Here is a 25,997-nt window from a genome sequence, read left to right as displayed (position 1 = left end):
CTCCTCAGTCGTCGCTCGAGTGCAGTCCCCGTCGGACGGACAGGAGCGTCACCTCGGGGTGCTCCTCCGCGAGCACGCGCTCGGCGCGGTCGAGCACGTCGCGCACGTGCGCGAGGTCGGCGCCCACGACCGAGAGCCCGATCGCCGTCCGCCGGTGCAGGTCGTGCGCACCCACCTCCGCGGCGGCGGCCTCGGTGCGGCGGGAGAGGTTCGCGATGAGCGGCCGGATGACGCTCCGCTTCTCCTTGAGGGAGTGCACGTCACCCAGCAGGACGTCGAACTCGACCCAGCCGATCCACATGGTGCCAGTGTCACACGGCTGTCTCGGCGTGCGTGAGCACGCAGCGGATGGATCCCCCCGAGATGTCCGGGATATCGCCAGCGATGCGGCGTAGGCTCCGCGCATGAGCAGCACCTGGATCGCGCAGCCCACGGTCGACGACGCCACGGTCACGGCGAGCACAGGGCGCGGATGGGACGAGTGGGTCGCCCTCATCGACGCCGGCCCGGGCCCCGAGGCGGGCCACACGGCGATCGCCCGCTGGCTCGTCGACGCGCACGCGGTCGACGCGTGGTGGGCGCAGTCGGTGACCGTCGGCTACGAGCGCATCCGCGGGCTGCGACTGCCGGGGCAGATGCCCGACGGGACGTTCAGCGTCTCGCGCAGCCGGCGTCTCCGCGTGCAGGCCGACACCCTGCGTGACGCCCTGCTCGATGACGCGCTGCGGCGCGAGCTGCTCGGCGAGGTCGAGACCGAGCTGCTCTCGCGGCCCACGGCGAAGAACCTGCGCTTCCGCGTCACCCATGAGGGCGTCGAGACGGGGATCGTGGCGTTCACCGCGGAGGACGCGGGCGACGGCACGCGCCTCACGGTCACGCACGAGAAGCTGCCCACGCCCGAGGAGGCGGAGTGGTGGAAGGCGCACTGGGCCGAGTGGCTCGACGGAGTCGGCTCGAACCCGTGAGCCTCAGTGCGCGGCGTGGTACGTCGCGCCGCTCTCGTCGGCCTTCCAGTAGCCCTTGACGACGATGCGCTCGGGGTCGAGCGACCAGCGGTCGACAGCGAGCGCGCGCCCGGCCCTGACGACCGCCTGCTCGGCGGCGATGAATGCGAAGACGTCGCCATCGGGCCGGTCGGCCTCGGTGAGCTGCTCGAGCCGGGAGATGAGCGCCGATGTCGGGCGGGCGCCATCCCGATGCACGTACTCCACGGCGACCGGTGCATCGATCGGCACCTCATGCGCGGCATCCGCGACCTCCACGAGCACGCGGGCGCTCGCGCCATCCGGGATCGCCGCAGCATAGCGGCGGATCTGCGGGATGGCGGTCTCATCGCCCGCGAGGAGCCACGCGTCGGGCGCGCCGTCGATGCGCAGCGTGCCGCGCGGGCCCCCGACGCCGAGCAGCGAGCCCATCGGCGCTCCGGCCGCCCACACGCCCGCGACGCCCTCGTCGCCGTGCACGGCGAACTCGAGGTCGAGCCAGTCCTCGCCCCACCGCAGCGGGGTGAACTCGCGGCTCGGCGCCTCGCGCATCTCCTCGACGCTCGATGGGGCGCCGTCGGGGAAGAAGATGCGGATGTGGTCGTCGTGGCCGAGGCCCTCGCCGAAGCCCGCGAGGTCGTCGCCCTGAACGCGCACCCGGACGTAGTCCGGACCGATCCACTCGCGGGAGGCGAGCCGTGTGAACCGGAAGCGGAGGTCGACGCGCGAGCGCTCGAGTGCGAAGCGGGCGTCCGTGGAATTCGACAAGTGCATAAGACTTAGGTTAGCCTTCCTGCGATCCGGTTAGGTTCGGCTTACCTGAATCGAGCGTCCCGAGGATGAGCGGCGCTCCCGGCATCGTCCCCCACGAGACCGCGGATGACACCGCGCTCTCCGACCCAGGAGGCACCGCTATGTCCACGACCCGTCCGATCGCCGCGCTCTCGCTCGTCGCGGCATCCGCCCTCGCTCTCGCCGGCTGCGCTTCGGCCGCCGATGACAGCGCCGAGGCCGCGCCCGAGGAGTCCGCGGCCGCCGAGCCGACCTCGGTCGAGGTCGAGGACAACAACGGCACGCAGACGGTCGCCGTCCCGCCGACGTCGGTGGTCGCGACCGACAACCGCACGTTCGAGACGCTCGCCGACTGGGGCATCGAGCTCTCCGCCGCCGCCGTGTCGCTCATGCCCGAGACGATCCCGTACACGACCGACGACGCGATCGTCGACCTCGGCACGCACAACGAGCCCGACCTCGAGGCCGTGGTCGCGGCCGAGCCAGACCTCATCGTGAACGGTCAGCGCTTCGCGCAGTACCACGACGACTTCGCGGCGCTCGCGCCGGACGCGACGATCCTCGAGCTCGACCCGCGCGAGGGCGAGCCCTTCGACGCGGAGCTCAAGCGCCAGGTCGCCGTGCTCGGCGAGGTCTTCGGCAAGCAGGCCGAGGCCGAGGAGCTCGCGGCCGACCTCGACGCTGCGATCGAGCGCGTGAAGGCCGCCTACGACCCGGCCGACTCGGTGATGGCGGTCATCACGTCGGGCGGAGAGATCGGGTACTCCGCGCCGGGCAACGGCCGCACGCTCGGTCCGGTCTTCGACATCCTCGGTCTCACCCCCGCGCTCGAGGTCCCGGAGTCGAGCGAGGACCACCAGGGCGACGACATCTCCGTCGAGGCGATCGCCGACTCGAACCCGGACTGGCTCCTCGTGATGGACCGTGACGCGGCCGTCGCCGCAGACGACCCGGAGTACACGCAGGCGGCCGAGGTGCTCGAGGACTCCGAGGCGCTCGCCGGCGTCACCGCCGTGCAGGAGGACCAGATCGTGTACATGCCCGCCGACACGTACACGAACGAGGGCATCCAGACGTACACGGAGTTCTTCAACGACTTCGCCGACGCCCTCGAAGCGGGCGCGTGATCCGACACGGCTGAACCGGTGGCGGGCCCGCAGGACGCGGGCCCGCCGTCGACGCAGAGGACCCCATGACTCAGGCCATCCCCACCGCGGCGCCCGCGCGCCGCAGCCGTCTCTTCGACGCTCGGCTGCTGATCGGCGTCGCCGTGGTCGCGGCGCTGCTCGTGCTCTCGCTCTTCGTCGGCGTCTACGACGTGCTCGGCGCCGACGACGGCGCCGAGATGTTCGCGATCACCCGGATCCCCCGGACGATCGCCCTCGTGCTCGCGGGCGCGGCGATGGCGATGTGCGGCCTCGTGATGCAGCTGCTCACGCAGAACCGCTTCGTCGAGCCCACGACGACGGGCACGACGGAGTGGGCGGGGCTCGGCCTCCTCGCGGTCATGGTGCTCATCCCCGACGCGAGCATCCTCACGCGGATGGTCGGCGCGGTCGTCGCCGCGTTCGTCGGCACGATGGTCTTCTTCCTCTTCCTGCGCAGGGTCTCGCTCCGGTCCTCGCTCATCGTGCCGATCGTCGGGATCATGCTCGGCGCCGTGGTCGGCTCGGTCTCCATGTTCTTCGCCCTGCAGACCGACATGCTGCAGAGCCTCGGCGTGTGGTTCGCCGGCAGCTTCACCTCCGTCCTGCGCGGTCAGTACGAGCCGCTGTGGGTCGTCCTGGCGGTGGGGATCGCGATCTTCATCGCCGCCGACCGCTTCACGGTGGCGGGGCTGGGCGAGGAGGTCGCGACCAACGTCGGCCTCGACTACAACCGCATCATGCTCCTCGGAACCGCCCTCATCGCGGTCGCCACGGGCGTCGTGACGGTGGTCGTCGGCAACCTGCCCTTCCTCGGGCTGATCGTGCCCAACGTCGTGTCGATGGTCCGCGGCGACGACCTCCGCAGCAACCTGCCGTGGGTCTGCCTGCTCGGCATCGCGATCGTCACCGTATGCGACCTCGTCGGGCGGACGATCATCATGCCGTTCGAGGTGCCGGTGTCCCTGATCCTGGGTGTCGTCGGTGCCGCCGTCTTCATCCTCCTTCTCCTGAGGCAGCGTCGACGTGGCTGACACCCGAACCGTCCTCGCTCCCGCAGGCGCCGCGACCCGCCGCAGCGCCGCGCCGCTGCCGACCCTCCGCGCGCGGCGCCGCTACGCCATCCTGCTCGCGGTGCTCGCCGCCCTCGCGGCCGGCGCCGCGTTCGGACTGCTCGCGTGGGACAACCCCATGCCCGTCGGCTCCGAGGGGTTCTGGCGCATCGCGAACCTCCGCGCGACGAACCTCGTCGTGCTGTCCGTCGTCGCGGTCTGCCAGGCGATCGCGACGGTGACGTTCCAGACGGTCACCGAGAACCGGATCATCACGCCGTCGATCATGGGCTTCGAGTCCCTCTACACGGCCGTGCAGACATCGGCGGTCTACTTCCTCGGCGCGGCCGGCGTGGTCGCGTTTCAGGGCGTGCCGCAGTTCCTCCTGCAGGTCGCCCTCATGGTCGGGCTCTCGCTGCTGCTCTACGGATGGCTGCTGTCGGGGCGGTACGGAAGCCTCCACATCATGCTCCTCGTCGGGATCGTCATCGGCGCGGGCCTCGGCTCGGTCTCGACCTTCATGCAGCGGCTGCTCACGCCGAGCGAGTTCGATGTGCTCGCGGCCCGGCTGTTCGGGAGCATCGCGAACGCCGACGCCTCCTACCTGCCCGTGGCCCTCCCGCTCGTGGGCCTCGCGGTGATCTTCATCCTCGCGAACGGCCGCCGGCTCAACGCGATCGCCCTCGGCCGCGACCTGAGCACGAGCCTCGGCATCGACCACCGACGCGAGGTCATGCGGATGCTGATCTTCGTGTCCATCCTCATGGCGGTCTCGACGGCCCTGGTCGGTCCGATGACGTTCCTCGGCTTCCTCGTCGCGACGCTCGCCTACCAGTTCGCCGACACGTACGACCACCGCCTCGTGTTCCCGGTCGCCGCGTTGACCGGCTTCGTGGTCCTGGCCGGGGCGTACTTCGTCATGAAGAACGTCTTCTCCGCGCAGGGCGTCGTCTCGATCATCATCGAGCTCGTCGGCGGGACTGTCTTCCTCTTCGTCATCCTCAGAAAGGGCAGGCTGTGATCTCGCTCACCGGCGTCCGCAAGGACTACAGCACCGAGGTCGCGATCGGCCCCGTCGATCTGCAGATCCCCGAGGGCGGCATCACGGCCCTCGTCGGGCCGAATGGCGCGGGGAAGTCGACGCTCCTCACGATGATCGGACGCCTCCTCGGCATCGACGAGGGCAGCATCGAGATCGCGGGCTGCGACGTCGCGAGCACGGCCTCGAAGGACCTCGCTCGCATCGTCTCGATCCTCCGCCAGGAGAACCACTTCATCACGCGGCTGACCGTGCGCCAGCTCGTGTCGTTCGGGCGCTTCCCCTACTCCAAGGGGCGTCTGACGCGGGCGGACGAGGAGATCATCAGCCGGGCGATCGACTTCCTCGATCTCACGGCGCTCGAGAACCGCTATCTCGACCAGCTCTCCGGCGGTCAGCGGCAGCGCGCCTACGTGGCGATGGTGCTGTCGCAGGAGACCGAGTACGTGCTGCTCGACGAGCCGCTCAACAACCTCGACATGCGCCACTCCGTGCAGATGATGAAGCAGCTGCGGCGCGCGGCCGAGGAGCTCGGGCGGACGATCGTCATCGTGCTGCACGACATCAACTTCGCGGGCCACTACGCCGATCGCATCTGCGCGGTCAAGGACGGCAGGGTCGTCGAGTTCGGCACGCCCGACGAGATCCTCACCGACGAGGTGCTGACACGCGTCTTCGACACCCCGGTGCAGGTGGTGGCGGGCCCGAACGGGCCGCTCGCGGTCTACTACTGACCTACAGCTCGATGCCGTGATCCTCGTCGTTCACGCCCTGGTTGCGCCCGCGGCGCGACTCGAACGACATGAAGAGGATGAGCCCGACGACGAGGCCGAGCACGATGCCGAGGCCGACGTTGCCCAGGATCAGCCCGACGATGATGGCGAGCGCGAGCACGCCGAGGGCGATGAGCAGGGTGCGGCCGCGGGTCATGCCACCATCATGCCGCGCTCAGCGGTCGCGGTGGTCCTCCATGTGCAGGCGCGGCGCTCGCCGCGGCTCGCTCGCGCCGGACGCGAGGATGAGGCGGATGACCCGGTAGCGCTGCCCGCGCCAGGGTTCGAGCAGCTCGAGCATGCCGTCGTCGTCCGTCCGGCAGCCGGTGAGCGCGTACCCGACCTGATGCGCGAGATGGAAGTCGCCCACGCTCACGGCGTCCGGGTCTCCGAGCGCGCGGATGCGCGTCTCGGATGCGGTCCAGAGGCCGATCCCGCGGATGGCCGTGAGGGCGCGGTCGCGACCGTCGCCATCCGAGGCGGTGAGCGTCGCCCGCACGAGCGAGGGTCCGCGCCGGGCCGCCTCGACGATGGTGCGCGACTGCGGCGGCTCGAGCCCTGCTCTGTGCCATGCCCACGACGGGATGAGCCGCCAGCCGTCGATCGAGGGCGGCGCGAACAGAGGCCGCGGTGTCGGGCCGGGGACGCGTTCGCCGAACCACGTGACGAGGGCGCGCCAGGCGCCGAACGCCTGCCGCAGGGTCACCTTCTGCTCGGTGATGGACTGCGCGAGCGCGTCGAAGAGCAGGTCGCTGCGCGCGATGCGGAGGCCGGGGTGCCGCCGGTGCGCGTCCGCGATGAGCGGATGGGCGCGTGCGTCGAAGTCGCCGGCATCGTCGAGCGCGCCGCAGAGGGCGGGCACCTGGGCGATCGCCCACGCGCGCCCCGGGCCCCAGGCAGCGGCGCGCACCGCGCCATCCGCCGTCTGCCGCAGAGCCGTGCACGCGATGCCGTCGGGGGTGCGCGTCGCGCGCCAGACCACGCCGCGGTCGAAGGCCTGCGCCGGATCGCCCGGGCCGCGCTGCAACACGGCGACCGTCGCGTAGAGGTCGAGAGGGCGCCGCGGGCGGTAGACCGTCTCGAGGCGCGGGCCGGGGTCGGGGCGCGGGTCGCGCTCGCGGGTCGCGAAGCGCGACTCGAGCGCGGCCTGAGGGATCATGCCGCCACGCTACGCCCCGCACCCGACAAAGCGGTGCGCGGCGCGGGTCAGAAGCGGTCGGGCGACGGGGCGCCGGCGCCGTACCGGATGGTGACGTCGGCGTGGCGGTCGAAGCGGTAGCCGACGCCGCGCACGGTGCGGACGATGTCCTCGTAGCGCCCGAGCTTCGCGCGCAGGCGGCGCACGTGCACGTCGATGGTGCGCTCGCCGGGCACGTCGTCCTCGCTCTGCGCCTGCCACAGAGACTCGACGAGCTCGGTGCGCTCGATCGTGCGGCCCTCGCGGAGGACGAGGTACTGCAGCAGCTCGAACTCCTTGAACGTGAGGGCGGCCGACTCCCCGTCGAGCAGGACGCGCTTGCGCGAGATGTCGACGACGACGCCCTCGGCCTGCTCGGGCTCGGTCGTCTCGGGCTGGACGCGGGCGACCGCACCCGGCTCCTTGAGGGCGAGGCGGACGACGTCGACGTCGCGGCCGCCCGCGTTCTGCGGAGCGAGCGCGACGGCCGCGTAGGTCTCGGCGCTGGGGGAGAGCTCCGCGATGGTGCGGCGGAGCGCCTCGACGATCGTCGAGAGCGAGACGCCGTCGGCGACGGCCTTGGCCTCGTCGAGCCCGACGTAGAGCGCGAAGCCGCGGGGCGAGACGGCCGGCTGCGGGCCGGTCTGCGGCGCCTCGGCGGGGGAGGGGACGGCACGGAGGTGGGTCGGACGGGCGGTGGGAGCGGCGGGGCGGACGGTCGCGGGGCGCTCGAGGAGGGAAGCAGACATGATGATGGAGTCCTTCTGCGGGGGAACCCGGTGGGTTCGGTCGTGCTGAGGTGCGGCCGGATCGGCGGTGATCGCCTGATCGTGAGCTCGGCCGGTGCCGGATGCGGCGGTGTCGAAGCTGCCGGTGTGATCGGAGCTCGGGGGCGTTGCGACCATAGGGGTCTCGCTGTGCCCTGGCGGTGCTGCTGAGGGGTTATCCGACGTCAGCTGCACATTCGACAGCACGTGACAACACAGCCGGCCATCATCATGCCGGCAGTCCCGTTCGCCTCCCAGGCGGACAAGGGCTGTGTGCTGTCAGTCATGTCGCCGATTATGTCCGGGCGTGTCGGGGTGTGTCAAACGGAGTCCGGATGTGACGGTCTGCGTGAAGAAATGTGACGGATGTGCGCGCCTGAGAGCCTCCCGGCAGGGCGATCTGCACGCGCCTCGGTGTCGGTGGGCGGGCGTACTCTCGGAGGGTGACCGAGCTCCACTTCACCCACGCACCCGAGGCGTCGCGCTACGAGCTGCGGCGGGGCGACGACCTCGTGAGCATCCTCGACTACCGCGACAACGGGCGCACGGTCGCGCTCACGCGCGCGTACACGAATCCCCGCTTCCGAGGGCACGGCTACGCCGCGGTCGTGACCGAGCGCGCGGTCGCCGACATCGAGTCCCGCGGCGATCGGCGCGTGCTGCCGGTGTGCTGGTACGTGGCCGACTGGTTCGCGGAGCATCCCGAGCGCGCCGGCCTGCTCGCTTCGTGAGGCTCTGGACGCTGCACCCCTCGCTCCTCGATCGGCAGGGGCTCACTGCCGTCTGGCGTGAGGGCCTGCTCGCGCAGGCGGTGCTCCTGGGGCGGACGAAGGGCTACACCGCGCACCCGCAGCTCGACCGCTTCCGCGCCCACGCGGATCCGGAGGCGGCGATCGGCGCCTACCTCGCCGGCGTGCAGGAGGAGGCGACCCGCCGCGGCTACCGATACGACGTCGAGCGCATCGCGGTCCCGCCGCACGGCGAGGTCGAGGCGATCCCCGCGACCGCGGGCCAGCTCGAGTTCGAGTGGGGTCATCTGCTGCGCAAGCTGGCCATCCGCTCTCCTGAGCTCCATGAGGCGCATGCCGCGCGCCTCACGCGCGACAGCCATCCGCTCTTCGTGATCGTGCCCGGCGACGTCGAGCCCTGGGAGCGCGGGCGGGAGTAGCGTGGCGTCCATGCGCATCCTCCTCATCGGCGGCACCGGCAACATCAGCTCGTACGTGACGGAGGAGGCGCTCGCGCGCGGGCACGACGTCACCGTGCTGAACCGCGGGAAGAGCGAGGTGCCGGATGGTGTGCGCTCGCTCGTCGGCGACGCAGGTGACGCCGCATCGATGGAGCGCGCGGTCGGCGCCGAGACGTTCGACGTCGTCGCGAACTTCCGCAGCTTCTCTCCGCAGCAGGTGGCCGACGACATCCGGATCTTCGAGGGCCGGACGGCGCAGTACATCTACATCTCGAGTGCGTCGGCGTATCAGAAGCCGATCGCGCAGCTGCCGATCGTGGAGTCGACGTCGCTGCGGAACCCGTTCTGGCAGTACTCGCGCGACAAGATCGCGAGCGAGGACCTGCTCGTGGCGGCGTACCGCGGGTCGGGCTTCCCGATGACGATCGTGCGGCCGAGCCACACCTACGGTCCGTCGCTCATCCCGCTCGAGGGCAAGTGGACCGCGCTGCAGCGCATCCTCGACGGGCGGCCGATCGTCGTGCACGGCGACGGCACGAGCTGGTGGACGCTCACCCACTCGCGCGACTTCGCTCGGGCGTTCGTCGGACTGTTCGGCAATCCGCACGCGCTCGGGCAGGCGGTGCACATCACGAGCGACGAGAGCCTCACGTGGGATGAGATCGCCCGGCTTCTCGGCCGCGCGCTCGGTCGCGAGCCGGAGATCGTGCACGTGGCGTCGGACGCGATCGCCCGCGAGCTTCCCGAGATGGGCCCCGGGCTCGTGGGCGACAAGGCGCACTCGGTGATCTTCGACAACACGCGGATCAAGCAGCTCGTGCCCGGATGGACGGCGACGACGCCGTTCGCGGAGGGTGCGCGCGAGATCGTCGAGTGGCATCGAGCGGATCCGTCGCGTCAGGAGGTGGACGCGGAGCTGGACGCCGCGTTCGATCGGCTCATCGCGAAGCACGGGGCGTAGGGGCGGCGTCGTCCGGTCGTTGAGCGGGTTCCGTTTCCCCGGTCGTTGAGCGAGCTCTCCGTCCCGGTCATTGAGCGGGTTCCGTTTCCCCGGTCGTTGAGCTAGTGCTCCCTTCCGGTCGTTGAGCGAGTGCTCCCTCCCGGTCATTGAGCCATGCCTCCCTTCCGGGCGTTGAGCGAGCGAAGCGAGTCGAAACGCCGCAAGCCGACCTCGGGACCTTCCTCGCTCTGGTCTCCGCGCGTCGAAACGGCGCAAGATGGTCCCGGAGAGGACTCCCATGACCCGCGCGAAGTCGACATTCCTGAAGGTGCTCAACCGCACCCTCAACCCGCTGACTCTGCGCGCGGCGCGGAGCGGGCGGGGTCCGTTCTCGCTCATCGAGCATGTCGGACGGCGCTCAGGTCGGACCTTCGAAGCACCGCTGATCCTCGCGCGCGTGCCCGAGGGCTTCGTCGCCGAGCTGACGTACGGCCCGCAGGTGAACTGGTACCGCAACGTGGTCGCCGGCGGCGGGCGCGTGCTCTACCGAGGAGAGTGGTTCGAGATCACGTCCGTCGAGCCCTGCGGCGTGGAGGAAGGGCTGAGGGCCTTCGGGGCGCCGGCGTCATGGCTGCTGAAGCTGCTGCGGAGGAGGGAGTTCCGGCGGCTGTGCGTGGAGCAATCGTGATTGGGAATGCCAAGTCGCGACACTCGTGCGACTTCCGATCTTTCCAACCCTTCACATAGCTAAACGATACTGTTGAACTATGGAAGTTCCGCGTGGCCCTCGAGCCAATAGGTCAACGTTTACTGCGGAACAAGAGGATCTGCTCAGAGCCGACGTGTTCCGGTGGCTGGACGAGCAGCTGCTGATCTCTGGGGGAGGCCCCCTGAGCCGGACGCTTCTGTCGTCATACCGGTTCCCCGGCATGAAGGGAACCCTGGTGGACAACTCGAAGGGAATTCGGAATCCCAGCGAATTGGATGCCACGCTGAGTATCCTGACCACCTACAAGACGCTCATCAGAGCTCGTTCGGGATTTCACTATCGCGACCAGATTGACAGTCAGGGACGCGTCACCTACTCGCTACAGAAGAAGGACGCGGGCGATAACGTCAAGCTCTTCAGGGCTTACCAGGCGAGAGTTCCACTGGTCTACTTTCATCCGGTCCGTGAAGGTCTCTATGACGCGCACTATCCGGTGTTTCTTGATCAGTTCGACTGGAACGAACGCGTTGTCCAGTTCTGGTTACCGGGCGTCCAGGACGATGAGTTCCACGGCATCGACCCTCTGTCGGAGATGCCTCAATATCGAAACTATAAGCAGCGGAAGATCTGGCAGCGCGCACACCAGGCGGGTTTTCGCCTCCGCGTGCTGAACGCCTATCGACACCGGTGTGCGGTGTGTGCTTTGTCTGAGACCGTTCTGCTCGAGGCCGCGCACATTTACCCCGACCTACATGAACGCGGAGAGCCGGTCGTAACGAACGGTCTATCGCTCTGCAAAATTCATCATGCGGCCTTCGATGGCCTGCTAATGGCAATCACTCCCAGCTACAGAGTGGAAGTGGCCGCGCGCGTCCGAAACAAGCCGGGTGACCTGATCCTCGGAGAGATACTCGGGAAGTCTCACGGGCGTGAGATCGCCCGTCCCGTCAAAAGGACGGACTGGCCGGATCCGCTTGCCCTCGAGTACAGGTTTGAACGGTTTCTCTCAAAGGCCAACGATGGTCTGAGCTAGGGCCTGTGCCGCGGGGATATCGGCTGGGGCCCACTCGAGTCCGTCGAGCTCCGAGGGACGTAGCCACATCAGAGACGAGTGCTCGGACGCTTGAGGAGAGCCGTCCAGCAGTTCGCAGACGTAGGTAGAGAGCACGACCACGCCGAAGTCGTACTCATATCGTGTCGTGACGACATGCTCGTCCACCCGGATAACACAGGACAACTCTTCGTGAATCTCGCGCGCGAGGGCGTCGGCAGGGGCCTCGCCTGGCTCGATCTTCCCGCCCGGAAACTCCCACATGCCGCCGAGCGTGGCGCCGGGTCGGCGTTGCGCGCACAGCACGTGGCCATCACGAATGATCGCGGCAGCCACCACCGGGATCTCTCGGGCCACGGAAGCTTCCACGCGGCAAGCCTAGATCGGCCGGTCGGTCCTGCGCCCTCCTGACCCCTGCCCGCCGCGTCGCCGCGGCAATGTCCGACCCCCTCCTTACCGTTGAAGCATGCGGATCCTGCACACCTCGGACTGGCACATCGGGCGGACCTTCCACGGGTTCTCGACGCTCGATGCGCTGCGGGGCGTGTTCGATGCCCTTGTCGAGGAGGTGCGTGTCCGGAAGATCGACGTGGTCGTCGTCGCGGGCGATGTCTTCGACTCCGGTACGCCCGCCGCTGCCGCGTTCGAACTGCTCACCGATACTCTCCGGGCCATCCGCTCGGCAGGGGCTCAGCTCGTCGTCACGAGCGGCAACCACGACTCGGCCGCGCGCCTGGGCTTCCAGGCGCCGCTGCTCGGCGCAGCCGGCGTGCACATCATCACCGATCCGCGCTCGGTCGGCACCCCCGTCACGATCGACGACGAGCACGGGCCCGTGCACTTCTACGGTCTTCCCTACCTCGAGCCCGCGATCGTGCGCAGCGTCTGGCGAGACGTCGACCTGCGCACGCAGGAGCAGGCCATCCGTCACGCGATGAGCCTCGTGAACGCCGACCGCTCCGAGCGCGGCGGGCGATCGATCGTCGCGTCCCATTGCTTCGCGGGCGACGTCGAACCGACCGCGGGCGTCGAGCGCGAGATCCGGCAGGGATCGCTCGATGTCGTGCCGCTCGTCGACTTCGACGGGCCCGACTACGTCGCGCTCGGTCACATCCACGGGCGGTCGCGCCTCGCCGAGAACGTCCGCTACTCGGGCGCGCCGCTGCACTACAGCTTCGGTGAGGGCGACAAGCCCCGCGGCGCCTGGATCGTCGATCTCGGCGCCGACGGTGTCGAGCGCATCGAATGGCTCGACCTCCCCATCCCGCGCCGGCTGGTCACTCTGCGCGGCACCCTCGACGAGCTGCTGTCCGACGAGCGCTACCGCGAGCACGAGGGCGACTGGGTCTGCGCCGTGCTGACCGACGTGAACCCGCCGCTCGAGCCGATGCGGAAGCTCCGCGCGCGCTTCGACGGATGCGCCACCATCCAGCTCGCACCCGTCGGAGGAGTCAAGGAGGAGCGTCGCACCTTCCGTGAGCGAGTCGAGAGCGCGCGCTCCGACCGCGAGCTCGTCGACGACTTCCTGGCGCACGTGCGCAACGGCGAGGGCGCGACTGACGTCGAGCGGGAGATCATCGGCGAGGTCGTCTCGACCCGCGAGGCCGCGGAGACGCGCGCATGAGAATCCACCGCGTCGAGATCGAGGGCTTCGGCCCCTTCCGCAGGCGCCAGATCGTCGACCTCGACGCATACGCCGCCGACGGCCTCTTCCTCATCGGCGGGCGCACGGGCGCCGGCAAGTCGAGCATCCTCGACGCGATCACCTTCGCGATCTTCGGCTCGGTTCCGCGCTACGAGGGCGGAGAGAAGCGCCTCCGCAGCGACCACTGCGAGCCCGACGACCCAACGAGCGTCGCGGTCGAGTTCACGACCGGCGGCACCCGCTGGCGCATCGAGCGATCGCCCGAGTACGAGCGCCCGAAGAAGCGCGGCGACGGGATGACCACGGCTCCCGCGCGCGCTCAGATGGGCGAGGTGGTCGGCGACTCCGTCGACTGGCGCGCCGCGAAGGACCGCGACGTCGCGAACCTCGTCGCCGAGGTCGTCGGACTCAACCAGCAGCAGTTCCTCCAGGTCATCCTGCTCGCGCAGGGGCGCTTCGCCCGCTTCCTGCTCGCCGACAACAACGATCGCCAGAAGCTCCTCCGCACCCTCTTCGGCTCGCGCCGCTTCGAGGACTACGAGAGGGAGCTCGATCAGCGGCGGGCATCGGCTGAGGCGACAGTCGCCGAGGGGCGTCAGCTCCTCTCGGTCGTGCTCGACCAGGCCGACGGCATCGCGGCCCGGCTTCCGTCCTCGTCCGAGGCTGCGGCGGATGGCGAGGGCGGCGCGATCGCGCATGCGGCGACAGCGGATGGCCCGGGCCGAGAGGCGACGGAGGCTGCGGCCGGGCGCGCCTCTGACGACATGCGGATCGCCGAGCTCGAGCGCGCCGAGCAGCGCTCGCGCCACGAGGTGGAGATCGCGGAGGCCGCGGAGGCCGAGGCGCGTCGCCGCCGCGAGGCGGCCGCCGAGACCTGCGACCGCCTCCGCGGCGAACGGGAGAAGCAAGAGCAGCGTGATGGTCTGCGGCGCCGGCTCGACGAGCTCGAAGCGCGCATCGACGACATCGAGCGCGCGCGGGCGGAGCTCACCGCGGCGCGCCGGGCGGAGAGCGTGCGCGGCGCGCTTGATGGCGCCGGACGCGCCCTCGCCGCCGTCGCGACCGCTGTGAGCGCGGTCGAGGGCGCGGCGGAGCGGTGGTCCGAGTTCGCGTCGGGCGAGGGCCTCGAGCCCGCCGATCTCGAGCGGATCGCGACGGAGGCGCAGCAGCGGATCGGTGAATGGCGACCGGTTCTCGCCGTCGAGCAGAGTCTCGTCGCCGACGAGGAGGCCCTCGCCGCCCTGCGCGACGAAGCCGCACGAGCGCAGGAGCGCGCCGATGAGGTCGCGGTGCGCCTCGCGGAGATCCCGCGTCGACGCGGGGAACTCGACGCCGCGGCGAAGTCTGCCACGGAGACCGCGGGGCAGCGCCGCCACGCGGAGGACCGGCTGACCTCGGCGACGGCGCAGCTCGAGGCTGCGCGTGAGGTTGCACGACTCGCGTCCGAGTACGAGCGCGCCGCCGCGGCGGCCGAGGAGGCGCTGCGTGCGCGCGACGCCGCCGATCGCGAGCTCGCCGAGCTCCATCGGCGTCGCCTCAGCGGCTACGCCGCCGAACTCGCGGCGGAGCTCTCGGACGGCGTCGCGTGCGCGGTCTGCGGGTCCACGGCCCACCCCGCGCCAGCCGAGCGGGACGACGACCATGTCTCCGCTGAGGAGATCGACGCCGCGGAGGAGCGGAAGGCGCATGCGAGCCGAACCGAGCTCGCGGCATCCGAGACCCGTCGAGAGGCGCAGCGCGCGCTCGCCGAAGCCGAGGCGAAGTCGGGCGGGCGGAGCGTCGAGCAGCTCGAGTCCGAACGCGACGCGGCGGCAGAGGAGCTCCGCGCGGCGACGGCCGCGGCAGAGGACCTCAAGGCCATCGAGTCGGCCCAGCGCGAGCTCGCCGAGGAGGAGCAGCGTCTCGGGTCCGAGCGGACCGCTGTGGAGACCGAGAAGACCGAGCTGGCCTCGCGCATCCGCTCGGCGGAGGACGGGCTGGAGAAGAACCGCGCGACGGTCACGGCAGCGAGGGGCGATGCCGAGTCGGTCGCCGATCGCATCGAGGCGGAGACCCGGCGTGCGGGAGCAGCAGAGGCCTACGCCGAAGCGCAGAATGATGCGCTTCGTGCCGAGCGATCCGCGACAGAGGCGGCCGAGGCGCTCGATCGGGCCGTCCGCAATGCGGGCTTCGCCGATGTCGAGAGCGCGCGTGCGGCCATCCGCGACGTCGCCGTCCAGGAGCAGCTCGAGCAGCAGATCAGCACCCATGACGGCGATCTGCGCAGCACGAAGGCCGCGCTCATGGAGCTCGAGTTCCTCGTGCTGCCCGAGGAGCCGATCGATGTCGACGGCGCGCAGGCCGCACTCTCCGCGGCCGACGACGCCCGCCACGCGGCTGTCGCGCACCTGTCGTCGATGCGTCAACTCGCTGCGGCGCTGCAGGACGCGCTCCGCCGGGCGCAGGAGGCGCATGAGAGCATCGCCGCCGCGGTGCGGGAGGCGACGATCATCCGCGACCTGGCCGACGCCGTCGCCGGGCGGAACATGAAGAAGATGGACCTCGAGACGTTCGTCCTCGCTGCCGAGCTCGAGGGCATCGTCGAAGCGGCCAACCGCCGCCTCGATGAGATGTCGGATGGCCGCTACGCGCTCCAGCACACCGACGCGCTCGCGTACCGCAACGCGGCGAGCGGCCTCGGGCTCGAGGTGCTCGACCGCTTCACGGGGCAGCCGCGGTCACCGCGGTCGCTCTCGGGCGGAGAGACGTTCCTCGCCTCCCTCGCTCTCGCGCTCGGGCTCGCCGAGGTCGTCACGAACCGCGCAGGGGGGATCACGCTCGACACCCTCTTCATCGACGAGGGCTTCGGATCACTTGACAGCGAGACGCTCGAGGTCGCGATGCGCACGCTCGACGGCCTCCGCGAGGGCGGCCGCACCGTGGGCGTGATCAGCCACGTCGAGGCCATGAAGGAGCAGATCCCCGCGCAGCTGCGCGTCGATCGCACGCCTCAGGGCTGGAGCACCGTGACCCAGGAGACCGTCAGTCCGCTCGGACGATGATCTGATCTCCGGACAGCTCGAACTGGAGGGCGGTTCCGACGGGGAAGATGTCGCGAAGCGGCGCCGGCGTGCTTTCGTCGATCATTGTCGCGATGGTCGCGGGGAATGGCCCGAACGCACAGGCCGCGAATCCGAAGAAGTACCGCGCTCCGTCATCGGGGAGCGGAGCTGATGCCTGCATGCACCGTGTACCGCCTGCCGTACGCCCCGAACCGCTGAGCGGGTAGGTCACAAAGCTGATGCCGTGGAACTCCTCGAAGACCGTGACATCTCCCGGCATATCGAGTTCGGGCGGCAGCTCGCCGTCGGGGTCGACGTGCAGCACGGCGACGCGGTGCACGTCGATGCTCGACACGGCGGCCATGCCCCCGAGGGTGACCGCGACGGCGAGGACGAGCGATGCAGCCCAGAGGGCGAGGAGTCTGGTCGAGGGAAGCCGGCGCATGCGCGCCGCAAGCCGTTCGATCCATCGCCGTCCCGACACGCCATCCGCGGGAGCGGACAGCACTGGATCGCTCTCCGATGCCGCGCTCTGCGTGTCCGCTGCCGCACCGGACCGCGCCGCACCGTCCGCCGCGAGCGAAGGGGAAGCAGCCGCGACGCCCTCGTCACCCGCGGTGTCGACCTTCGCGGTCCGGGCCGCACCGTCGAGTTCCGCGAGGCGGGCGAGGGCGGCGGCGCGCGTCGCGCCGTCCGCCCCACGCCCGAAGGCCTGCTCGCGAAGGAGTCGCAGTTCGTCGTCGGTCGCGGGAGCCATCCCGCTCATCCTGCCATCGCGCGCGGGTGGCGCTGCGAGCCGCTACGCGGACAGGCGGTCGAGTTCTGCGATCTCCTCCGGCGCGAGCTCGAGGCGTCCGGCGGCGAGGAGATCCGCCACCTGGTCGACGCGCGACGCCGACGCGATCGGGGCGACGACGGTGGGGCGCGACCGAAGCCACGCGAGCGAGATCGTCGCGATCGACACCCCGTGGGCCTGCGCGATCCGCTCGATGCCGTCGATGAGCGCGAGGTTCTTCTCGGAGATGTACTCCTTCGCAGCGCCCGCACGCGGAGAGCCGGCGTCGGCCGCCGAGCGGTACTTGCCCGCGAGGAAGCCCTTCGCGAGGGAGAAGTACGGCAGGACGCCGAGGTGGAACTCCTCGGCGAGAGGGAGGATCGTCTGCTCGATGCCGCGCTCGACGAGGTTGTAGTGGGGCTGCACGGCGACCGGGTCAGGGGCGCCGATCTCGCGCGCGATGCGGATCCACTCGCGGATGCGCTCGGGCGTGTAGTTCGAGATCGCGGTGTACTGAACGAGGCCGTCCTGCACGAGCTCGCCGAACGCCGCGACGGTCTCCTCGAGCGGCGTCGACTCGTCGTCGAAGTGCGCGTAGTAGAGATCGATCGACTCGACGCCGAGGCGCTCGATGGACGCCTCCGCGGCGGCGCGGACGTTGGCGGCGGAGAGGCCGCGGAAGTCGGGGTGCTGGCTGACCTTGGTCGCGACGGTCACGCCCTGCGGCTTGCGATCGGCGAGCCAGGCTCCGATGATCCGCTCGCTGTCGCCGCCGCTGTTGCCGGGAACCCAGGCGCTGTACGAGTCGGCCGTGTCGATGAAGTCGCCGCCTCCTTCGACGAAGGCGTCGAGGATGCGGAACGACTCGTCGCGGTCCGCCGTCCACCCGAACACGTTTCCGCCGAGATTCAGGGGGAAGACGTCGAGCTCGCTCGTGCCGATCCGTGCCATGGTGCCTCCAGTCGTTCGGTGATCCGGCTTCCAGGCTATGAGCTGTCGGATGGCCGGGGCGCGGATCGCGGGGAGATCAGCGGATGCTGCGGCTGCGTTCGCGGGGGAGGGACGTGCAATCGTGTGCGAACGAGCTCGAAGAAAACTTCTAAAAACTCTTGCGCGACCAATCGAACAGAACTACTATGGAGTCATGTCGAGGATGACATCAGCACTCAGCGAGAGCCTGGCGGCCCTGCGTGCCGACGTCGCTGACCTCGATGTGGATGGTCTCGCTCCGGACGAGCTGAGGGCGCTGACCGATGTGCTCGGCGCCCTCCGGCGCAGCGTCGATGCGTCGCTCGCCGCGGCCTCGGGAGAGATCGCCCGGCAGTCGCGCCGCGAGCTCGGCAAGGACGGGTTCGCGCGCAGGCAGGGGTACTCCTCGCCGGGCACTCTGCTCTCGGCCACGACGGGTGTGACGACGTGCGAGGCTGCTCGGCTCGTGCGCGTCGGCGAGGCGATCGCGCCGCGGATGAGCCTCGTCGGGGAGCGGCTGCCCGCGAAGCACCCGCATGTCGCCGAGGCGCTTCGGGCCGGCGCCCTCGGCCTCGCCGCAGCGGAGGCCATCGTCGGCATGCTCGACCGGGTGGTCGTGCGCGCCGGCACGGCGGCCTGCGACGAGATGGAGTCGATCCTCGTCGCGCAGGCCCCCGGGCTCACGAGTGACGAGCTGCGGCGCCTGCTGCTCGATGCCGAGATGCGGCTCGATCCGGATGGCGCGGAAGTCCGAGAGCAGGATCGCCGCGATCGGCGCATGCTCGCGTGGCGCACGGAGCGCGACGGCTCGGTGTCCTTCACGGGGCGCGCCGACCCCGAGACGGCGGCGCCGATCGTCGCGCTGCTCGACGGCATGGTGACGCAGCGGATGCGCGCGAACGAGCACGAGCCCGACGAGGCGCGGCGCGATCGCCGCACGCGGCTGCAGATGCAGATCGACATCCTCGCCGACGTCGCTCGGCATGCTCTCGGCTGCACCGCCATCCCGACCCGCCCCATCGCCACGATGGTCGTGCGGATGGACTACGACACCTTCCGTGCGGCACTCGATGAGCAGAACGGCGACGCGTCGGGCGGCGGCATGGCGACCATCGACGGAATCGAGCAGCCCGTGACCGCCAAGGCGGTGCGGCGCATGGCGGTCGATGCGCAGATCATCCCGTGCGTGCTCGGCGGCAAGAGCGAGATCCTCGACCTCGGACGCAGAGAGCGTCTCTTCACGCCGAAGCAGAAGCTCGCGATCTCCATCCGCGACGAGGGGTGCGCATTCTGCGGCGCCCCGCCCGGCCACGCTGTGGTGCACCACATCGAGTGGTGGTCGCGGGGAGGAAGGACCGATCTCGACAACGGGATCCTCCTGTGCGTGGCCTGTCATCATCGGATCCACGACGACGGATGGGATATCCGCATCGAGGGAGCCGGGGTCGACGCGGTGCCGTGGTTCATCCCGCCGCCCTGGCTCGACCACACGCGCACGCCGCGTCGTGGCGGGCCGACCCGGTACCGGGTGGCCTGCTGATCGGCGGGCCCTAGGCTGGAGTCATGAACAAGAGCACCATCTGGACAGTCCTGGGCGTCATCGCCGCGGTCGTCATCGCGTGGTGGCTCGTGAACATCCTGTTCTCGGTGATGTTCTGGATCTTCAAGCTCGCGGTCGTCGCCGTCGTGGCCGTGGTCGTCTTCTTCGTGCTGCGGTCGCTCGTGAGCTCGCGGCGCGACTGAGCACCGCCGAGCCCGGAACGCTCAGCGCGGGAAGAGCGCGCGCAGCGAGAACCAGCGCTCGTCCGCGCTGATCGAGAGCGAGCCGCCGTACCGCTCGACGGCCGCCTCGATGTTGCGCAGACCGTAGCCGTGGCCGGCCTCGCGCTTGCGTGAGACGATCCGGCCATCCGCGCGCTTCACGATGCCGTCGAAGGTGTTCTCGACGCGCAGCATCACGAAGTCGTCCTGCGCGAAGAGGGCGACCCGCACGAGGCGCTCATCGGTGTCCGCGATGCGCTTCGTCGCCTCGATGGCGTTGTCGAGGGCGTTCCCCAGCACCGCCGTCACGTCGAGCGGGCTCATGAAGTCGAGCAGCCGGCCATCCGCCACGTACGAGACGTCGACTCCGTCCTCGTTGGCGCGCAGGCGCTTGCCGGTGAGGACCACGTCGACCACGCGGTTGCCCGTGCGCACCTGTGCCCCGTAGTCGCGGATGGACTCCTCGAGGTCGTCGAGCATCCGCTCGCGCAGCCCCGGATCGGTCTCGGCCCGCAGCGCGTCGAGATGGTGCTTCATGTCGTGGTACTTGCGGCTCACCTCGTCGATCGCGCGTCGCGAGAGCTCGTACTGGTCGTGCTGGCTCCGGAGCAGCTGCGACATCGCCTCCGCGTCGCGACGGGTCTGCATCTCGCGGCGCACCTCGTGCTGCACGTAGAGCGCGATGTAGCCGCAGAGGTCCACGAGTGTGCGGATGTAGAAGATCTCGGGGCCAAGCCGGCTGCTGAACGGGGTGTTGGCGTTGGCGAAGCTGAGGTTCGAGATCCCGAAGGTCGCTGCGGCGATCGCCAGCGCGCTCACGAGCTCGCGCCATCCGACCTCGATCTCCGCTCCGCGCGTGAGATGCCGGCGCTCGGCGAGCCAGGCGAGCACGAGCACGCCGCCGTAGACGAGGGCGAGGAACGCCGCCCGGGCGACGCCCTCCGCGTCGGGCAGGTAGAAGCGCTCGAGCTGCCAGTGCAGCGAGGCGACGAACTCGGCGAGCACGAACGCCCGCGCCGTCAGGTACCCCGCCGTCACCGCGGTGATCCGCAGCGACGCGAACAGGAGCGCGAACATCGTGATCGCGGCGCCGAGCATGCCGGGGATCCACAGCGCGAGAGGGAGGGTGTCTGCCCACAGCTGCAGGCCGACGAGAGCCGCGAGCCCGGCCAGGGCGACGCCGACGGTGGGGAGCCACCGCATGCGCCGGCGGACGATCGCGATGAACACCACGCAGGCGCCCCACTCGGCGAGAGCGGTGAACAGGCGCGGGATCTCGGCGAGCTCGCTCGTGACGACGTCGCTCATGCCGTGATCCCGCGCGAGCCGATGTAGCTCGCGAGCGCCGCGAGGAAGTCCTTCTTGCGCGGACGGCTGATCTGCAGCCGCGCACCGCCGCGCATCCGGCAGTCGCTGCCCTCGACGCCCGTGACGTGGCGCAGATTGACGAGGTATCCGCTGTTGCACCGGTGGAAGCCCTCGTCCGCGAGCTCGGCCTCCATGGCCTTCAGCGTCGCGACCACCGTGTGGTCGGTCTCGAGCGTGTGGATCAGCACGTTGTGCTTCGCGCTCTCGAGGTAGACGATGTCGGCGACGTCGACGCGGTGGCGCGCCCCGTCGGTGGTCGAGAAGAGGAGGTGACGGCGCTCGCGCCGCCGCAGGCGGACGAGGCACCGCTCCATCTCCTGCTCGAAGGCCGCGTAGGACACCGGCTTGAGGAGGTAGCTGAGCGCGTCGACCTCGTATCCGCTGATCGCGTACTGAGGCGAGCTCGTCACGAACACGATGATGACCTCGCCGTCCACCTCGCGGATGTGGCGGGCGGCGGTCATGCCGTCCACGCGCTCCATCTGGATGTCGAGGAGGAGGACATCCCAGTCGGGCCGGTAGTCGTCGAGGATGTCCGCGCCGTCATGGAACGCGCCGATGTGGAACCGCTCGTCGTGCTCGCGCTGGAACCGGTCGAGGTGCGAGAGGAGACGGTCGATGCTCCCCGGGTCGTCCTCGACGACGGCGATGCGGATCATCCTCTCTCCCTCCTCGGATCAGCTGAAACCGACGACCCGGCGCGCGACGCTGTACGCGAGCGAGGTCACGCGGCGCCCGGCATGACCGGGCAGGTTGCTGCTCGCGCCCATGAAGCTCCGTCGGAGCCTCGTGTAGACCCACGGGCTCTCCGCCTTGACCTCGCGCCAGAAGGCGTCGCGCTGAGCGAGGTGCGCACGCGTTCCTCCTCGCGCGAGAGTGGCGGAGGTGACCGCGCAGATCGCCTCGATGTAGTGCAGCAGCGCGGCGTACAGGGGCGCCGGCACCTCTCCGGTCGCGACCTCGGCGGGAGAGGGGAGTGCGCGCAGGGCGAGGCGGTTCACCCGCAGCTGCTGGTCGACGCGGCGCAGCATCGTGTCGGCCTCGACCGACTGCCCCTCGCGGCCGATGACGTAGTGGTAGAGCTTCACCGGCAGGTAGTACATGCTCCGCACGCGCGCGAGGGGCACGACGACGTAGAGGTTGTCGACGTAGAAGGTGTTCTCGGGCAGCCGGAGGCCGGATGCCCGCACCATCTCGGTGCGGTAGATGATCGCGTGCATCATGAGGTACTGGCGACGGCTGAACCGCTCGGTGTCGCCCCATCCGAAGACCCGCCCCGCGGGGAAGACGCTGTCGAACCGGGAGACGCGGTTCGACTTGCCCACGCGGTCGTGCACGTAGTCGGTGAACACGGCGTCGACGCCGCCGCACTCCTCGAGGGTGCGCAGGATCTGCAGCACCTGCTCGAGAGCGGGGATGCTGAGCCAGTCGTCGGCGTCGAGCACCTTGAGGTACGTGCCGCGCGCCTCGGCGAGACCGGTGTTGATCGCCCCGCCGTGCCCCCGGTTCGGCTGATGGATGGCCCGGAACACGTCGGGGCGCCGACGCGCGTAGTCGTCGGCGATCTCGGCGGTGGCATCGGTCGATCCGTCGTCGACGACGATCACCTCGATGTCGTGCCGCATCCGCAGAAGGGGGACGAGGGCACGGTGAAGGTGGTCGGCCGCGTTGTAGGCGGGGACCACGATCGAGAGGAGGGGCATGGCTCTAGTCTGCCTGTGCGGTGGGCGCGGCCACGGCGGCGTCGGGCGTCTGGCGGAAGATCAGCTTGAAGATCGGGTAGAAGACCCAGAACGAGATCGCCGAGTTGATGATCATCGTCGCGACGTCGGCCACGACCTCGCCCGTGCCGCCCCACATCCCGATGAGGAGGTCGTAGATCGGGGCCTTGTAGAACCCCTGCGCGGCAGCCGCGACGAACGTGATGACGACGTAGGCGAGCGCGTACCATCCGGCCGCGACCCACGGCGAGGTGTTCGACTTGAACGTGATGTTGCGCTGGAGGAAGAAGTTGATGACCTGCGCGATGAGCAGCGTGATCTGGACGGCCAGGAAGTAGGCGAGACCGCCGCCCCCTTCGGGGAGGGCGCCGGCCGCGTAGTCGAACATGAAGTACGTCGAGCCGTCGACGTTCGAGCCGACCGGGAGCACCTGGAAGTCGACCCCGACGAGACCCGTGAAGCTGTCGAACGCCCAGCGGAAGATCGGCATGAGCGCGAGCTGCAGCACGGTCACGCCGTTCGAGAGCACGAAGAACATGAGGAACTTCGACAGCTCGGGGTGCCGGTCCTGGAAGCCTCGCCACCAGTCCTTGATCGCGGTGAACATCATGCGCTCCTGTTCGAGGTGGGTGCGTCGGCGGCGGAGAGGAAGGCGTCGCGGGTGCGCCTCTCCTCCCGGCGTCCGCGGAAGAAGGCGGCGACGACGCGGCCCAGACCGCGGATCGTCTGCCCGTTGACGAGGGTGAGCAGCGCGTCGGTGAGCCGGCTCGTCGCGAGCCCGCCGCTCATCTTCGAGATGACGCGGAACGGCCCGTTGAAGAGGAAGAGGATGTTGAGGTCGGGCTCCCCGGACGCCTCGGCCTTGCGCCGACGACCGTCGACGATCCGGAACACAAGGCGCGCGAGGGGGCTGCGGGCGACGCGGAGCCGATCGATCGGATCGTTCACGCCGAGCGGGCCGTCGCCCCATTCCGACTCCGGGCGCGGGCGGCCGAGCAGCGCGGTGAAGTCCGCGTCGGAGACGTCGTGCACGCGTCCCGTGGCGTAGACGGCGAGTGCTGCCTCCGGCGTCCGCTGGGGCACGGTGCCCCCGACGGGGACGACGGCCTCAAGCGGCAGATCGCGGACATTCGGGCCCACCAGCACGAGGTAGTCGCCCTCCTCGATCTGCCAGGTGCCCGTGCGGACGTCGAAGAACCGGAAGGCGCGCGCGCCGAGCGGCACGGTGATCCGCGCGGCCTCGCCGGCCGCGAGCCGCACCTTGCGGAAGCCCTTGAGCTCGCGCACCGCGCGCGGGACGCCGCCCGTGCCGCGGCGGCCGACGTAGACCTGCGCCACGTCGGCGCCTGCGACGCCGCCCGTGTTCGTCACGGTGAACGAGACCGCGTCGTCGCCCACCTGCAGGTCGGAGTACGCGAACGTCGTGTAGCTCAGTCCGAATCCGAAGGGGAACGCGACATCGACGCCCGCGGTCTCGTAGTAGCGGTAGCCGACGAAGGGGCCCTCGCGGTACTCGGCGGTGCGGTCGACGCTCGGGAAGCGTCCGGCGGTCGGCGTGTCGGCGAGGCGGTGCGGGACGGTCTCGGCGAGGCGGCCGCCGGGGTTGACGGCTCCGGTCAGCACGTCGGCGAGCCCCTCCGCACCGGCCTGTCCGCCGAGGTATGCGTGCACGAGAGCCGCCGCGTCATCGGCCCACGGCGTCTCGACGACGCCGCCCGCGCTCAGCACGACCACCGTGCGCGGATTCGCGGCCGCGACAGCGCGCAGCACGTCGACCTGCGCCGTGGGCAGCGCGAGGGAGCCGCGGTCGAGCCCCTCCGACTCGGAGATCTCGGGGAGGCCGAGCGCGAGGACCGCGACCTCGGCCTCGCGCGCCGCGGCGACGGCGCCTGCGAGGAGCGCGGCGTCGGGGCGGCCGTCCCGGCGGAACCCCGGCGAGAACGAGAGCACCTCGAGGTCGCTGTCGGCGAGCGCATCCCGCAGGTTCGTCACGCGGGTGGCGTTGACCGCCGACGATCCTGCGCCCTGGTAGCGCGGGGTCTCGGCGAAGTCGCCGATGAGGGCGACGCGCGTGCCGGACGAGAGGGGGAGGAGCCCGCCCTCATTGCGCAGGAGGACGGCCGACTCGGCCGCCGCGCGTCGGGCGAGGGCGTGGTGCGCGTCGGCGTCGAAGCGCGATCGGGCGCGCGTCGTCCGCGTCGTGACGCGCCGCACGAGGTCGAGGATCTCGGCGACCCGCGCATCGAGGTCCGCCTCGGCGAGCTCGCCGCGCTCGACGGCGGCGACGATCTGACGGGCCGAGTCGAACCCGGGCGAGGGCATCTCGATCGAGCCGCCCGCGCGCACGGCGGCGACGGCGTCGTTGCCGCCACCCCAGTCGGAGACGACCGCGCCGTCGAAGCCCCACTCCTCGCGGAGGATCTCGGCGAGAAGATGCGCGTTCTCGTGCGCGTAGGCGCCGTTCACGAGGTTGTACGACGACATGATCGCCCACGGCGCCGCGTCCTCGACGACGATCTCGAACGCGGTCAGGTAGATCTCGCGCAGGGTCCGCTCGTCGACGACCGAGTCGCTCACCATCCGGCGCAGCTCCTGGCTGTTGACGGCGAAGTGCTTGGGCGTCGCGGCGACACCCTGCTCCTGGATGCCGCGCACGTACGCGGCGGCGAGGCACCCCGCGAGCTCGGGGTCCTCGGAGAAGTACTCGAAGCTGCGCCCGCCGAGCGGGCTGCGCTTGATGTTGAGACCCGGCCCAAGCAGCACGTGCACGCCCTGGGCGGACGCCTCCGCACCGAGCGCTCGGCCGATCTCGGCGGCGAGCTCCTCGTCCCAGCTGTTGGCGATCGTGGCCGCGGTCGGGAAGCAGGTCGCCGGCTCGGAGGCGTTGAGACCGAGGTGGTCCGCGGAGCCGACCTGCTTGCGCACACCGTGCGGGCCATCCGACATCCAGATCGCGGGGATGCCGAGACGCGCGATCGCGCGCGTCTGCCAGGTGTTCTGACCGCTCAGCAGGGCGGCCTTCTCGAGGAGGGTGAGCTGGGCGAGGAGCGCCGGTGTGTCGTTCACGATGAGGTCTTCCTGTGCGGGGCCGGGAGGTCGC

Annotated in this window: 27 protein-coding genes; 14 read left to right on the top strand and 13 right to left on the bottom strand. The window is 70.3% G+C overall.

What is annotated here, in order from left to right; all coding sequences use genetic code 11:
* Positions 1-4 precede the first annotated feature (4 nt).
* Entirely contained in the window at positions 5-301 is a 297-nt protein-coding gene (locus M1D46_RS16470; RefSeq protein WP_282980125.1) for a DUF503 domain-containing protein, read from the bottom strand.
* 103 nt (positions 302-404) lie between these two features.
* Here M1D46_RS16470 and M1D46_RS16465 point away from each other — a divergent pair, with 103 nt between their 5' ends.
* Positions 405-965: a hypothetical protein gene (locus M1D46_RS16465; protein WP_282980126.1), complete on the top strand. Its 561-nt coding sequence runs from the start codon at positions 405-407 to the stop codon at positions 963-965.
* A 3-nt stretch (positions 966-968) separates the two neighbouring features.
* Here M1D46_RS16465 and M1D46_RS16460 read toward each other — a convergent pair whose 3' ends face one another.
* Positions 969-1,751 carry a siderophore-interacting protein gene (locus M1D46_RS16460; protein ID WP_456286128.1) on the bottom strand — a complete coding sequence of 261 codons (783 nt, stop codon included), beginning with the start codon at positions 1,749-1,751 and terminating at the stop codon, positions 969-971.
* A 146-nt stretch (positions 1,752-1,897) separates the two neighbouring features.
* Between M1D46_RS16460 and M1D46_RS16455 the strand changes: the two genes are divergently transcribed.
* The 4 genes from M1D46_RS16455 to M1D46_RS16440 all read left to right on the top strand — a co-directional run bounded on the left by M1D46_RS16455 (position 1,898) and on the right by M1D46_RS16440 (position 5,745).
* Positions 1,898-2,902 carry a siderophore ABC transporter substrate-binding protein gene (locus tag M1D46_RS16455; RefSeq protein WP_456286127.1) on the top strand — a complete coding sequence of 335 codons (1,005 nt, stop codon included), beginning with the start codon at positions 1,898-1,900 and terminating at the stop codon, positions 2,900-2,902.
* Between the two features lie 65 nt (positions 2,903-2,967).
* Positions 2,968-3,954 carry an ABC transporter permease gene (locus tag M1D46_RS16450; RefSeq protein ID WP_456283881.1) on the top strand — a complete coding sequence of 329 codons (987 nt, stop codon included), beginning with the start codon at positions 2,968-2,970 and terminating at the stop codon, positions 3,952-3,954.
* The gene (locus M1D46_RS16445) at positions 3,947-4,993 is read left to right on the top strand and encodes an iron chelate uptake ABC transporter family permease subunit (protein WP_456286126.1); all 1,047 of its coding nucleotides are present in this window, start codon (positions 3,947-3,949) and stop codon (positions 4,991-4,993) included. The genes M1D46_RS16450 and M1D46_RS16445 overlap by 8 nt, the downstream gene beginning before the upstream one ends.
* A complete protein-coding gene (locus tag M1D46_RS16440; protein WP_271174365.1) occupies positions 4,990-5,745 on the top strand; it encodes an iron ABC transporter ATP-binding protein in 756 nt (251 codons plus the stop codon). Before M1D46_RS16445 ends, M1D46_RS16440 begins: the two co-directional genes overlap by 4 nt.
* A 1-nt stretch (position 5,746) precedes the next feature.
* Here the strand turns inward: M1D46_RS16440 and M1D46_RS16435 are convergent, their stop codons facing one another.
* The 3 genes from M1D46_RS16435 to M1D46_RS16425 are packed head-to-tail and all read right to left on the bottom strand — an operon-like array spanning position 5,747 to position 7,710.
* Positions 5,747-5,941 carry a hypothetical protein gene (locus M1D46_RS16435; protein WP_271174366.1) on the bottom strand — a complete coding sequence of 65 codons (195 nt, stop codon included), beginning with the start codon at positions 5,939-5,941 and terminating at the stop codon, positions 5,747-5,749.
* Positions 5,942-5,959: 18 nt separating this feature from the next.
* On the bottom strand, positions 5,960-6,943 hold the full coding sequence (locus M1D46_RS16430) for a DNA-3-methyladenine glycosylase family protein (protein ID WP_456286125.1): 984 nt from the start codon (positions 6,941-6,943) through the stop codon (positions 5,960-5,962).
* Between the two features lie 47 nt (positions 6,944-6,990).
* Entirely contained in the window at positions 6,991-7,710 is a 720-nt protein-coding gene (locus tag M1D46_RS16425) for a winged helix-turn-helix domain-containing protein (RefSeq protein ID WP_456286124.1), read from the bottom strand.
* 461 nt (positions 7,711-8,171) lie between these two features.
* Between M1D46_RS16425 and M1D46_RS16420 the strand changes: the two genes are divergently transcribed.
* From M1D46_RS16420 to M1D46_RS16400, 5 genes are all read left to right on the top strand, one after another.
* Positions 8,172-8,459, top strand: a complete 288-nt coding sequence (locus M1D46_RS16420) for a GNAT family N-acetyltransferase (protein ID WP_282980131.1) — start codon at positions 8,172-8,174, stop codon at positions 8,457-8,459.
* Positions 8,456-8,896: a pyrimidine dimer DNA glycosylase/endonuclease V gene (locus M1D46_RS16415; protein WP_456286123.1), complete on the top strand. Its 441-nt coding sequence runs from the start codon at positions 8,456-8,458 to the stop codon at positions 8,894-8,896. Before M1D46_RS16420 ends, M1D46_RS16415 begins: the two co-directional genes overlap by 4 nt.
* Before the next feature lie 10 nt (positions 8,897-8,906).
* Positions 8,907-9,878 (top strand): SDR family oxidoreductase, encoded by a 972-nt coding sequence (locus tag M1D46_RS16410; RefSeq protein ID WP_456286122.1) that lies wholly within the window; start codon positions 8,907-8,909, stop codon positions 9,876-9,878.
* Between the two features lie 277 nt (positions 9,879-10,155).
* Positions 10,156-10,545 (top strand): nitroreductase family deazaflavin-dependent oxidoreductase, encoded by a 390-nt coding sequence (locus M1D46_RS16405; protein ID WP_456286121.1) that lies wholly within the window; start codon positions 10,156-10,158, stop codon positions 10,543-10,545.
* A 256-nt stretch (positions 10,546-10,801) separates the two neighbouring features.
* The gene (locus tag M1D46_RS16400; protein WP_456286120.1) at positions 10,802-11,599 is read left to right on the top strand and encodes an HNH endonuclease; all 798 of its coding nucleotides are present in this window, start codon (positions 10,802-10,804) and stop codon (positions 11,597-11,599) included.
* On the opposite strand, the gene M1D46_RS16395 is transcribed toward M1D46_RS16400, so the two are convergent.
* The gene (locus tag M1D46_RS16395) at positions 11,573-11,986 is read right to left on the bottom strand and encodes a (deoxy)nucleoside triphosphate pyrophosphohydrolase (protein WP_456286119.1); all 414 of its coding nucleotides are present in this window, start codon (positions 11,984-11,986) and stop codon (positions 11,573-11,575) included. The two genes, M1D46_RS16400 and M1D46_RS16395, sit on opposite strands and share 27 nt — an antisense overlap.
* Positions 11,987-12,083: 97 nt before the next feature.
* Here M1D46_RS16395 and M1D46_RS16390 point away from each other — a divergent pair, with 97 nt between their 5' ends.
* Together M1D46_RS16390 and M1D46_RS16385 are read left to right on the top strand one after the other, a co-directional pair.
* A complete protein-coding gene (locus M1D46_RS16390; protein ID WP_456286118.1) occupies positions 12,084-13,241 on the top strand; it encodes an exonuclease SbcCD subunit D in 1,158 nt (385 codons plus the stop codon).
* Positions 13,238-16,303, top strand: coding sequence for an AAA family ATPase (locus M1D46_RS16385; RefSeq protein ID WP_456286117.1), 3,066 nt, complete (start codon positions 13,238-13,240; stop codon positions 16,301-16,303). The genes M1D46_RS16390 and M1D46_RS16385 overlap by 4 nt, the downstream gene beginning before the upstream one ends.
* Here M1D46_RS16385 and M1D46_RS16380 read toward each other — a convergent pair.
* Both M1D46_RS16380 and M1D46_RS16375 read right to left on the bottom strand, forming a co-directional pair.
* Entirely contained in the window at positions 16,284-17,060 is a 777-nt protein-coding gene (locus M1D46_RS16380; RefSeq protein ID WP_456286116.1) for a hypothetical protein, read from the bottom strand. The two genes, M1D46_RS16385 and M1D46_RS16380, sit on opposite strands and share 20 nt — an antisense overlap.
* Positions 17,061-17,102: 42 nt before the next feature.
* The gene (locus M1D46_RS16375; protein ID WP_421076073.1) at positions 17,103-18,029 is read right to left on the bottom strand and encodes an aldo/keto reductase; all 927 of its coding nucleotides are present in this window, start codon (positions 18,027-18,029) and stop codon (positions 17,103-17,105) included.
* Positions 18,030-18,231: 202 nt separating this feature from the next.
* Here M1D46_RS16375 and M1D46_RS16370 point away from each other — a divergent pair, with 202 nt between their 5' ends.
* Both M1D46_RS16370 and M1D46_RS16365 read left to right on the top strand, forming a co-directional pair.
* A complete protein-coding gene (locus tag M1D46_RS16370) occupies positions 18,232-19,587 on the top strand; it encodes a DUF222 domain-containing protein (protein ID WP_456286115.1) in 1,356 nt (451 codons plus the stop codon).
* A 23-nt stretch (positions 19,588-19,610) separates the two neighbouring features.
* Positions 19,611-19,790, top strand: coding sequence for a hypothetical protein (locus tag M1D46_RS16365; protein ID WP_324013943.1), 180 nt, complete (start codon positions 19,611-19,613; stop codon positions 19,788-19,790).
* A 21-nt stretch (positions 19,791-19,811) separates the two neighbouring features.
* Here the strand turns inward: M1D46_RS16365 and M1D46_RS16360 are convergent, their stop codons facing one another.
* Genes M1D46_RS16360 through M1D46_RS16340 form a run of 5 tightly spaced genes read right to left on the bottom strand, consistent with a single transcriptional unit; the run spans position 19,812 to position 25,963 of the window.
* Positions 19,812-21,116, bottom strand: a complete 1,305-nt coding sequence (locus M1D46_RS16360) for a GHKL domain-containing protein (RefSeq protein WP_456286114.1) — start codon at positions 21,114-21,116, stop codon at positions 19,812-19,814.
* Entirely contained in the window at positions 21,113-21,835 is a 723-nt protein-coding gene (locus M1D46_RS16355; RefSeq protein ID WP_456286113.1) for a LytR/AlgR family response regulator transcription factor, read from the bottom strand. The genes M1D46_RS16360 and M1D46_RS16355 overlap by 4 nt, the downstream gene beginning before the upstream one ends.
* A gap of 18 nt (positions 21,836-21,853) precedes the next feature.
* Complete coding sequence (locus M1D46_RS16350) at positions 21,854-22,879, bottom strand: glycosyltransferase family 2 protein (RefSeq protein ID WP_324013945.1); 1,026 nt, start codon at positions 22,877-22,879, stop codon at positions 21,854-21,856.
* A gap of 4 nt (positions 22,880-22,883) precedes the next feature.
* A complete protein-coding gene (locus M1D46_RS16345; RefSeq protein WP_456286112.1) occupies positions 22,884-23,507 on the bottom strand; it encodes a hypothetical protein in 624 nt (207 codons plus the stop codon).
* Entirely contained in the window at positions 23,504-25,963 is a 2,460-nt protein-coding gene (locus M1D46_RS16340) for a glycoside hydrolase family 3 C-terminal domain-containing protein (protein ID WP_456286111.1), read from the bottom strand. Before M1D46_RS16340 ends, M1D46_RS16345 begins: the two co-directional genes overlap by 4 nt.
* Positions 25,964-25,997 lie beyond the last annotated feature (34 nt).

It is taken from the genome of Microbacterium sp. JZ70, from assembly GCF_053903225.1.
The sequence above is the reverse complement of the archived record's forward strand: the minus strand, read 5'-3'. Positions and strand labels throughout refer to the sequence as shown.

Coding starts and splice junctions, on each gene's coding strand:
- M1D46_RS16470 (WP_282980125.1), bottom strand. CDS start 301: ATGTGGATCGGCTGGGTCGAGTTCGACGTCCTGCTGGGTGACGTGCAC.
- M1D46_RS16465 (WP_282980126.1), top strand. CDS start 405: ATGAGCAGCACCTGGATCGCGCAGCCCACGGTCGACGACGCCACGGTC.
- M1D46_RS16455 (WP_456286127.1), top strand. CDS start 1,898: ATGTCCACGACCCGTCCGATCGCCGCGCTCTCGCTCGTCGCGGCATCC.
- M1D46_RS16450 (WP_456283881.1), top strand. CDS start 2,968: ATGACTCAGGCCATCCCCACCGCGGCGCCCGCGCGCCGCAGCCGTCTC.
- M1D46_RS16435 (WP_271174366.1), bottom strand. CDS start 5,941: ATGACCCGCGGCCGCACCCTGCTCATCGCCCTCGGCGTGCTCGCGCTC.
- M1D46_RS16430 (WP_456286125.1), bottom strand. CDS start 6,943: ATGATCCCTCAGGCCGCGCTCGAGTCGCGCTTCGCGACCCGCGAGCGC.
- M1D46_RS16425 (WP_456286124.1), bottom strand. CDS start 7,710: ATGTCTGCTTCCCTCCTCGAGCGCCCCGCGACCGTCCGCCCCGCCGCT.
- M1D46_RS16410 (WP_456286122.1), top strand. CDS start 8,907: ATGCGCATCCTCCTCATCGGCGGCACCGGCAACATCAGCTCGTACGTG.
- M1D46_RS16405 (WP_456286121.1), top strand. CDS start 10,156: ATGACCCGCGCGAAGTCGACATTCCTGAAGGTGCTCAACCGCACCCTC.
- M1D46_RS16390 (WP_456286118.1), top strand. CDS start 12,084: ATGCGGATCCTGCACACCTCGGACTGGCACATCGGGCGGACCTTCCAC.
- M1D46_RS16385 (WP_456286117.1), top strand. CDS start 13,238: ATGAGAATCCACCGCGTCGAGATCGAGGGCTTCGGCCCCTTCCGCAGG.
- M1D46_RS16380 (WP_456286116.1), bottom strand. CDS start 17,060: ATGGCTCCCGCGACCGACGACGAACTGCGACTCCTTCGCGAGCAGGCC.
- M1D46_RS16375 (WP_421076073.1), bottom strand. CDS start 18,029: ATGGCACGGATCGGCACGAGCGAGCTCGACGTCTTCCCCCTGAATCTC.
- M1D46_RS16370 (WP_456286115.1), top strand. CDS start 18,232: ATGACATCAGCACTCAGCGAGAGCCTGGCGGCCCTGCGTGCCGACGTC.
- M1D46_RS16365 (WP_324013943.1), top strand. CDS start 19,611: ATGAACAAGAGCACCATCTGGACAGTCCTGGGCGTCATCGCCGCGGTC.
- M1D46_RS16360 (WP_456286114.1), bottom strand. CDS start 21,116: ATGAGCGACGTCGTCACGAGCGAGCTCGCCGAGATCCCGCGCCTGTTC.
- M1D46_RS16355 (WP_456286113.1), bottom strand. CDS start 21,835: ATGATCCGCATCGCCGTCGTCGAGGACGACCCGGGGAGCATCGACCGT.
- M1D46_RS16350 (WP_324013945.1), bottom strand. CDS start 22,879: ATGCCCCTCCTCTCGATCGTGGTCCCCGCCTACAACGCGGCCGACCAC.
- M1D46_RS16345 (WP_456286112.1), bottom strand. CDS start 23,507: ATGATGTTCACCGCGATCAAGGACTGGTGGCGAGGCTTCCAGGACCGG.